Below are 1143 nucleotides of genomic sequence, written 5' to 3'. Positions count from 1 at the left end.
GAGCTGACGCGACGTCTGCGAGAGCTCGGCTTCTCCCTGAGCCTGCAACGTTTTGGCGGACGTTTCAGCATGATCGRCAACCTGGCGCGACTGGGGCTGGCGTACCTGAAGATCGATGGCGGTTATATTCGGGCGATTGATCAGGAGAGCGACAAGCGCCTGTTCATCGAAGCGATCCAGCGCGCGGCGCACAGCATCGATTTGCCGCTGATTGCCGAGCGGGTCGAGACGGAAGGGGAGTTATCGGTGATTCGGGAGATGGGGCTTTATGGGGTTCAGGGGCAGCTGTTTGGTGAGCCCAAGCCCTAGCGGTGAGGCGGATGCCGCCATCGTCGGAACGCCGCCCGGAGCCGGCTCACTCCCACAGTTGATCTTCAGTGAACACAATTTGTGTAAACGACCGCCCCCCATGTAGGAGCCGAGCTTGCTCGCGATGGCGTCAGTGCAGTCACCGGAAAATCTGAAGGCAAATTCCTAGGAGATTTCCTTCGAGTTGCGTCGACTTTGGTGAACTTGTTCCAGCCAAAGCGCAGGTCTAGTCTGGCTTTGTCAMTGAATAATCAGTGACACGGACGTGCAAGTCCGGGTAGAAACCACATCCAAAAACACTGCCTCTGGCCGTTTAGCAGGCATTTTTCATGCTTGTTGCGATTGCTTTATGGCGGCTGTGTGCGGGAGACCTTCGGGTCTGCCGAGGTTTAGGGCGTGGTTACTCGGTCTTGCACCCCGCACATAGCTGCCACCTTATTCGCGTGCAAGCGAACCGGGTCAGCCTCTTTGTAATCATTGAGACCACGCCATGTTCAAAGTAACCCCAAATCCGCCTGCTCCCCGCAGAGGCCGCCTCTTCACCGTCTCCCCCGGCATCTCCACCGAAGCCCTACTGGCCAACGCCTCCGAAGACCTGCTCTCCATCAGCGCCATCGCCGCCGACTTGGCCGACGATGTAGAAGGCTCACGGCGCTGCGTCGCGCTGGCGCTTAGCCGAATGGCTGACGGGGTTCACCTGTTGGTGGAGCGGGCGCTCGATCACCTGGAGCCACCAGAGTTGGCGGCGGGTTCGGTCAAGATTTAGCAGGGGATTTTTCTGGTGATTTGAAAATCGCCTTCGCGAGCAAGCCCGCTCCCACATTAGATCTTCAG

2 protein-coding genes are annotated in these 1143 nt (G+C 58.5%); both read left to right on the top strand.

Features of this window, described 5'->3' with window-relative positions:
* Nucleotides 1-309, top strand: a 309-nt coding sequence (locus tag AC1DRJ_RS28865) for an EAL domain-containing protein (protein ID WP_477805137.1), incomplete at its 5' end; no start/stop codon positions are given.
* A 490-nt stretch (nt 310-799) separates the two neighbouring features.
* The gene (locus AC1DRJ_RS28860; RefSeq protein WP_477805136.1) at nt 800-1075 is read left to right on the top strand and encodes a DUF6124 family protein; all 276 of its coding nucleotides are present in this window, start codon (nt 800-802) and stop codon (nt 1073-1075) included.
* Nucleotides 1076-1143 lie beyond the last annotated feature (68 nt).

Source organism: Pseudomonas sp. P5_B2 (assembly GCF_056400445.1).
The sequence above is the reverse complement of the archived record's forward strand: the minus strand, read 5'-3'. Positions and strand labels throughout refer to the sequence as shown.

Bases quoted from the DNA above. Each gene is read 5' to 3' on its own strand.
- AC1DRJ_RS28860 (WP_477805136.1), top strand. From the start codon at position 800: ATGTTCAAAGTAACCCCAAATCCGCCTGCTCCCCGCAGAGGCCGCCTC.